9 protein-coding genes are annotated in these 7542 nt (G+C 48.8%); 4 read left to right on the top strand and 5 right to left on the bottom strand.

Annotation, left to right across the window (positions count from 1 at the left end):
* The first annotated feature begins 128 nt into the window (after positions 1-128).
* Positions 129-680, top strand: a complete 552-nt coding sequence (locus C5S62_RS01690) for a DUF4738 domain-containing protein (RefSeq protein ID WP_104403792.1) — start codon at positions 129-131, stop codon at positions 678-680.
* Positions 681-760: 80 nt separating this feature from the next.
* On the top strand, positions 761-2974 hold the full coding sequence (locus tag C5S62_RS01685) for a S9 family peptidase (RefSeq protein WP_104403791.1): 2214 nt from the start codon (positions 761-763) through the stop codon (positions 2972-2974).
* Between the two features lie 198 nt (positions 2975-3172).
* Here the strand turns inward: C5S62_RS01685 and C5S62_RS01680 are convergent, their stop codons facing one another.
* A complete protein-coding gene (locus C5S62_RS01680) occupies positions 3173-3613 on the bottom strand; it encodes a hypothetical protein (protein WP_104403790.1) in 441 nt (146 codons plus the stop codon).
* A 289-nt stretch (positions 3614-3902) separates the two neighbouring features.
* On the bottom strand, positions 3903-4166 hold the full coding sequence (locus C5S62_RS01675; RefSeq protein WP_104403789.1) for a hypothetical protein: 264 nt from the start codon (positions 4164-4166) through the stop codon (positions 3903-3905).
* 319 nt (positions 4167-4485) lie between these two features.
* Here C5S62_RS01675 and C5S62_RS01670 point away from each other — a divergent pair, with 319 nt between their 5' ends.
* Entirely contained in the window at positions 4486-5259 is a 774-nt protein-coding gene (locus tag C5S62_RS01670) for a nitroreductase family protein (RefSeq protein ID WP_371411176.1), read from the top strand.
* A 119-nt stretch (positions 5260-5378) separates the two neighbouring features.
* On the opposite strand, the gene C5S62_RS01665 is transcribed toward C5S62_RS01670, so the two are convergent.
* The 3 genes from C5S62_RS01665 to C5S62_RS01655 all read right to left on the bottom strand — a co-directional run bounded on the left by C5S62_RS01665 (position 5379) and on the right by C5S62_RS01655 (position 7273).
* The gene (locus C5S62_RS01665; protein ID WP_133159457.1) at positions 5379-5681 is read right to left on the bottom strand and encodes a hypothetical protein; all 303 of its coding nucleotides are present in this window, start codon (positions 5679-5681) and stop codon (positions 5379-5381) included.
* A 62-nt stretch (positions 5682-5743) separates the two neighbouring features.
* A complete protein-coding gene (gene recA, locus C5S62_RS01660; protein WP_104403787.1) occupies positions 5744-6769 on the bottom strand; it encodes a recombinase RecA in 1026 nt (341 codons plus the stop codon).
* Between the two features lie 45 nt (positions 6770-6814).
* Positions 6815-7273: a peroxiredoxin gene (locus C5S62_RS01655; RefSeq protein WP_104403786.1), complete on the bottom strand. Its 459-nt coding sequence runs from the start codon at positions 7271-7273 to the stop codon at positions 6815-6817.
* 63 nt (positions 7274-7336) lie between these two features.
* On the opposite strand from C5S62_RS01655, the gene C5S62_RS13755 reads away from it, so the two are divergent.
* Positions 7337-7542, top strand: a 206-nt coding sequence (locus C5S62_RS13755) for a hypothetical protein (protein WP_223301099.1), incomplete at its 3' end; no start/stop codon positions are given.

Genomic DNA, 7542 nt, shown 5'->3' with positions numbered 1-7542 from the left:
AAATGCACCGGAATTTCGGCTTGACCCGAAAAAAGGCCCTTTCACCCAACAAAAGCGTTTCATTTCTTGCCGATATGGCGGGCTTTTTGTTATTTTGTACCGCAATATTGTAAAATAACAACTATATCATGAAAAAAATAACCTACTTCGCGGTTTGTCTGGCCATGCTCACACTTGGCAGCTGCGGCGGTGGCGAAAATAAAAAGACAGGCAGCAATGATTCCTTATCGGCCAAAGCGGTACGCGGCCCTGTGCCGGAACTGAATGAACACCGCGAGATGAATTATGACAAGCGTCTGGGCGGACACGACTACAAGATAACCATCAGTATTGATGCCGACAAGTCGCTCCCTATAGTCAAAGACCAAAGCGGAGCAGAATATATAGACAACACCGTTACCGTGAGCATCACACGTGACGGAGAGGATTTTTTCTCGAAAAAATTCACGAAAGAGGCCTTTGCCGACTACCTTTCTGAGGAGGCCAACGCCGGATACATCCTTAATGGCATGAATTTCTATGAAGAGAAAACATCCGGCGGACATATCTGCCTGTCGGCGCAGGTGGGCGAACCGGGCGTGGGCGAAGGACCTGCATTTATCGTAGATATACCTACCGGCGGCGGAGCGTGCAGCATCCTGCGCGACAGTGAGCAGGACACCAACGGACAACTGAGATAAAGAATTACGGATTCATCTGTTGGAAATACTGTCTCACGGCTCTGCATCAAAATTGACAGACAAAAGAACAAATCACTGATATGAAAAAAATACTCATCCTGGCTGCCTGCCTCTTTATAGGCATTGGCGGCATGTCGGCCCAACAAGGCGGCAACACGCAGCTCAGTCTGCAAAACATTACGGGCGGGGCATACAGTCCTGAGTACGTTCATGGCGTCAATCCCATGAACGACGGCGAAACTTACACACAACTCTCGCCGGACCGTAAACGCATCATCCGGCGCTCCTTCAAAACCGGCAAAGAGGTAGGTACGGTGTTTGACGTTGCCACAGCCCGCGGCGAAAAACGCCTTAACGGCATTGACGGCTACATCATGTCGCCTGACGAAACGCGCATACTCCTGCAAACTCAGACAAAAGCTATCTACCGCCGTTCCTACACTGCCGTTTATTACATCTATGACGTGCGCAACAACACTTACGAGCCACTCTCTGAGGGCGGGCCGCAACAAGTGCCGCTCTTTTCGCCCGACGGCAACGTCATCGCCTTTGCGCGCGACAACAACCTCTTTATCGTGAAGCTCCTGTTCGGCAACGCTGAAACGCAGGTCACGAAGGATGGCAAGTTTAATGAAGTACTCAACGGCATTCCCGACTGGGTGAACGAAGAAGAGTTTTCCACCAACCGCTCTTTTGATTTCTCCGCCGACTCCAAAATGCTGGCTTGGGTGCGCTATGATGAAAGCCAGGTGCCCATCTATCGCATTCAGGAGTATAAAGGTGCCTATCCCACACGCTCCGAATACGACGAATACCCAGGTGAATACGCTTATAAATATCCTGTAGCCGGCGCCAAGAACTCAGATGTCAAGGTGATGGCTTTCGACATTAAGAGCCGCGTTACCCGCACACTAGACGTACCGGTTGACAGCGACGGCTACATACCCCGCATTCATTTTACAAGCGATCCGGAGAAACTGGCCGTCATCACCCTCAACCGCCATCAAAACCGGATGGACATGTACATGGCCAATCCCCGCTCCAAGGTATGCAAGTTGGTATTGCGGGAAACAAGCGATAAATACATACGCGAGGCCGCTTACACGGGTATGAAATTTTATGGCAACCACTTTTCACTTCTCTCCGAACGTTCCGGCTATCAGCATCTTTACTGGTACACTCTGAACGGACAGTTAGAGCGTCAGGTAACGAAAGGCAACTTTGAAGTGACAGACTTTTACGGTTACGATGCGGCTTCAGGACGTTTCTATTTTGCCAGCCGCGAGGAAAGCCCTCTGCGCAAGGCTGTTTACGCAGCCGACCGCAGCGGAAAGGTGAAGAAGCTTTCTTCGGCCGCAGGTACGAACAGTGCCACTTTCTCCCGCTCGTTCAAATATTTCATGAACGTTTACAGTTCGGCTCAACAGCCTCCGGTCACCACGCTCTGCGACAATTCCGGACGCACGCTTTCCACAATGGTAACCAATAAGGCCCTTCAGGAAAAAGCCGCTTCACTTCCTGCCACCAAGGAGTTCTTTTCTTTTAAGACTTCTGATGGCGTACAGTTGAACGGCTGGATGGTGAAACCCAAAAACTTTGATGCTTCGCGCAAATATCCCGTTATCATGTACCAGTATAGCGGCCCCTCCTCTCAGGAAGTCACCGATTCGTGGAACCTTGGTTTCTATGGCGGCGGTGTTTTTGAAAGTTATATGGCTGAACAGGGTTATATCTACGTGTGTGTGGACGGTCGCGGCACAGGTGGTCGCGGTGCCGACTTTGAGAAATGCACCTATCTGTGTTTAGGCGATCAAGAATCGAAAGATCAGGTTGAGGCTGCCCTCTATCTTGGGACCTTATCCTATGTGGACAAAGACAATATCGGTATATGGGGATGGAGTTTCGGCGGATTTAACACACTCATGGCTATGACCGACGGCCGGCCAGTGTTCAAAGCTGGCGTTGCTATCGCCGCGCCAAGCAACTGGAAGTATTATGATACGGTCTACACAGAACGCTACATGCGCACTCCTAAGGAGAATGGCAGCGGATATGCCATCAACCCGATGGAACGTGCCAGCAACCTCAACGGCCACCTCTTAATTATTCACGGCACGGCCGATGACAATGTACATTTACGCAATGCTATGGAAATGAGCGAAGCTCTGGTACAGGCCGGAAAGCAGTTTGACATGCAAATCTATACGAACCGCAACCACAATATTTACGGTGGAAAGACGCGTCTGCATCTCTTTACCCGTATGTGCAATTTCTTTAATAGTCATTTGAAGTAAACTCTGGTTCTGAGGATTCCCAATAGAACAGCCTCCCGTTCTGCCATAGTGGCGGAACGGGAGGCTGTTTGGATATGAGAAACGGAAGATAGCAACCAGCTTTCACATCGGAAATATCATCGTCAAGGAATAGTCACAGGAATAATCAAGCTAAATTTGCAAGGAAAAGGGCAAGTTATTAAACCTGCCCCTGTAACCTCACTTCCTAACCAGTTCTTCCCAAAAACGTTCAAGGTCTTCGTCAAGTCCTTTCATCAGTTCGCCGTTAATAAGAATAGTTTCATCATCTACCAGATAAAGGTCGGCAATTGTCTCATGATCCTCCCCTGTAAGTACAAAGGAATAAGGCTTGAGCAGATTAAAATTTTCCGTAACCTCCTTACAGGAAGCTATGACCTGATGCAGAATGTCCTGAACATCTTCATAGAAATGTTCGCCCGTATTGCCTATCCACTCTTCAACGACGCAGCGCGTCAGTTCCTGCTCATCATCGTTGAAGATCAGTAATTCACCACTATCCTGCCTGACCTGCAAATAAATGTCGGTGAGCGGCAGTGTCTCTTCGTTGGCAGGAAACTTTGCGGCAGCTTTGCGCAAAGCACGCTCTATCTTCTGTAAGGTTTGTTCAGCTACTTTCATGATGGGGTAAAACTTATTGTTTTTATTCTAATGACAGGAGCGGCGTCCACACTTACTGCGATATGCAGGACAGCAGATTGAAGATAAACGGGACATCCGTCACACTACCTCTCCCTACGGCAAAAATACGATTTTCTTTTATATATTAGCCGCCCGTCAGAGAAAATACTTTCAAAATCATTTTCAGTTCCCACAAAATGCCGGCAAGCCATTTTTCTTTGTACCCAAACCATCCTCTTTCAGCAGAACAATTCCCCTCTTATCTGCCAAAGATATGAAAGAGCAGCCGTCAGTCCTCTACGCCGATACCCATCTCGCGCAACCGTCTTCGCAAGAGAAACAACTGGTGCATCTGTCCGCTAAAGGTAGGATTGTCACCGTGAATATCATATACTTCGAAATAAGCGGCCAGAGTTTCCGGCATATTTTCATATACTGTGGCCCGGTCCAGTTCCACGCGCATGGGGATTTCAGCAGCATGGCGCTTAAACCACGATGCAATTTCCAGCATATCTTCTTTGGTATAGTTTTTTTTATACATGTTTGAATTCATGACTTCACTATTTTTCGGTTCCTTGCAAAGTTACGATTTTTTCAACAGTTGTCCGGTTGTGGGTGAAGGCCCTGCCTGACATTAACATTTTTAACTTCACAAGACACTCCCAAAAGGCAAATATTTGTTCGCAAGTATCGAAATCAATAATCAACGTTTCTCTGTATTTCTACACGGATACTTGAAAAATCAAATGCCCATTGGTTTCACAAAAATGAAGGCTATCCTGCCGCAGACACCTCAAAGACTTGCCTTGATAACAGGCCATCGACCAGTTTTTCGTATATTTGCCAAAACATAAAGAAGCATTCATCCTATTATGGAAAAAGAAAAATTTCAAACTCTGTTGACCCTGATGGCCAACCGGCGTTCCATACGCCAATATACAGCTGAGCCAATTAACGATAATCTGCTTAGCGTACTTCTTGAAAAGGCTGCCCGTACACAAACAATGGGCAATCTGCAACTCTACAGCGTAGTAGTGACACGAAACGAAGAAATGAAACAGCGTCTTGCTCCGTTTCATTTCAACCAGCCTATGGTGACAGCGGCGCCGGTAGTACTGACATTTTGCGCGGACTACCATCGCACATCGGCATGGTGCCGCGAGCGGCACGCCACGCCGGGCTACGACAATTTCCTCTCTTTCATCAATGCCGCCACCGATGCGCTACTTTTTTGCCAGACATTCTGCACACTGGCAGAAGCGGCAGGCCTAGGAGTCTGCTATCTAGGCACAACCGTCTACAATCCCGAAGGCATCATCGACACACTGCATCTGCCCGAACTCGTTATGCCGGTAGCTTCCATCACCTTGGGCTATCCTGCCGAAAAACCGGCGCAAACCGACCGGCTGCCACTAACGGCTTTCATGCACGATGAAGTTTACCAGCCAGTCACTCCCGCCACTATCGACCGCGACTACACAGCCAAAGAGGAACTTCCCGAAAATAAAGAATTTGTCCGCATCAACGGAACCGAAACACTGGCACAAATCTTTACTGACATACGCTATACAAAAAAAGATTGCGAAACCATGAGCCAAGGCCTGCTGAATGTGTTGCGGCGACAAAAATTTCTAAACGACAGATAACACATCTTTCAGAAAACGCCCACCGGCTCCGGCCATAAATTCTATTGATCAGATCATGGTCGGAACCGGTGGGTGCATATTATTAAAATCCAGAGCAGCAAAAGCCGTAAAAAAGCCGGTCAGCGCATAAAATGCTGTGCCTTCCCCGCGGCGGTCTGTCCGTAAAGCTGTTGTGCCTCCATAAGTTTCACCACACTTTCCGGTGAATCCCCGAGCGCATCCAGCTCCTTTCCGCGTTCAGCCTCAAAGCAGCGGAACGCCTCTTCATTCTTTTGGCTCACGCGCATGAAATCCTGCGTAGAGCCGACACTTTCCATTTCTTCCGTAGCCTGCCGGTAAACTTTCACATAGTCATCTACGACATTCTTCTTACATCCTGAAAACAGGCAGCCAATGAAAGCTACGATAATAAGCGTTCTCATAAACCATTTAAAATCCCCGCTGTAAAAAACGAGCAAAGTCCTACAGCAAGGGGAACGTTTCTCTACTTCTGCTCACCTTTGAGTGCTTCCGCAATCTTGGCTTCCAGTTCTTCACACAACTCGGGATTATCCTTGAGCAAACGCTTCACGGCATCACGCCCCTGTCCTATTTTAGATTCTCCATAGCTGAACCACGAACCGCTCTTTTTGATGATTTCAAGTTCCGTTCCAAGGTCTACAATCTCACCGATATGTGAGATTCCCTCGCCGAAAGTTATCTCGAACTCGGCCTTGCGGAACGGAGGAGCCACCTTGTTCTTCACCACCTTCACACGCACCTGATTGCCGATGGGCGTATCGCCGTCCTTGAGAGTAGTCACCTTGCGGATGTCGAGGCGGACACTGGCATAGAACTTAAGGGCGTTACCACCGGTCGTTGTTTCAGGATTGCCGAACATGACACCGATTTTCTCGCGCAACTGGTTAATGAAAATACACGTCGTGTTGGTTTTGTTGATTGTAGAGGTGAGTTTGCGCAACGCCTGACTCATGAGCCGTGCCTGCAGGCCCACTTTGTTATCACCCATGTCGCCTTCAAGTTCCGCTTTGGGGGTAAGCGCAGCCACGGAGTCAATCACGATGATGTCAATTGCCGATGAGCGTATGAGCTGGTCGGCTATTTCGAGCGCCTGTTCGCCGTTGTCAGGCTGCGAGATGAGGAGTTCGTCCACGTTGACGCCGAGTTTTGCCGCGTAAAAACGGTCGAAAGCATGCTCCGCATCAATAAATGCAGCTATTCCGCCGGCTTTCTGCGCCTCAGCGATGGCGTGAATGGCCAGAGTCGTCTTTCCCGAACTCTCAGGGCCGTATATTTCAATGATACGTCCTTTCGGAAAACCGCCCACCCCGAGCGCCGCGTTGAGGGCTATGCTGCCTGTGGGTATGACGTCGACGTTCTCAATCTGCTCGTCGCCAAGTTTCATGATAGAGCCTTTGCCGAAATCCTTTTCAATTTTGGCCATGGCAGCCTGAAGTGCCTTGAGTTTCTCGCTTGCACCCTCTGCAAGGGTTATTTCTTTTTTCGCCATTGCGGTTAATGTGTTTGATTGTTCTTACTGTTTTTATTGAAACTATTACCGGGACAACTGCAACAATTGCTCGCCATGCGTTTTGGTCTTTATCTGTTTCGGACCGATGATACCGGCAATGCGTCCATCGGTGCCGATGATAAAAGTGGTACGCAGCGTGCCCATGTATTTACGGCCGTACATGCTTTTCTCTGCCCATACGCCAAAAGTCTCCACAAGTTGTTTTTCCGTGTCAGCTACGAGACGGAAAGGAAGGGCATGCTTTTCAATGAAGTTGCGATGCGATTTCTGCCCGTCAACGCTCACACCGATAATTTCGTAGCCGGCCTCGCGCAATGCCTCGTAGTTGTCGCGCAGGCTGCACGCCTCGGCTGTACATCCCGAAGTGTTGTCCTTCGGATAGAAGCACAATGCCACCTTCCGGCCGGCATATTCGCTCAGGCGCACTTCGCGGCCGTCGTGGTCAAGGCCCAGCAAGTCGGGCGCCATATCTCCTATCTCCATATTGTTTTTTATTATTTATTATGTGTGACGGTTGGCAAAGATACAACTATTTCGCTTAAAACGATGGTGTATTCCATATTTTATCATTTACTTTTCAGACGTAACGTTCAGTATCATTCATTTGCAGTCAGCACGAAGAAACCGGTCAGCGGCGATGACAGCCAACAGTCCGTACGAGGAGGACAAACATGCCGTTTTCCTCATTGCGTCAGTTTGCCGCTGCGGGATGATGAGGCCATTCGGACTTTAACATATTTAACTTTTCGCAC

Source organism: Prevotella sp. MGM2, from assembly GCF_002933955.1.
Classification (GTDB): domain Bacteria; phylum Bacteroidota; class Bacteroidia; order Bacteroidales; family Bacteroidaceae; genus Alloprevotella.
This window is presented reverse-complemented; position numbering and strand designations above follow the sequence as displayed.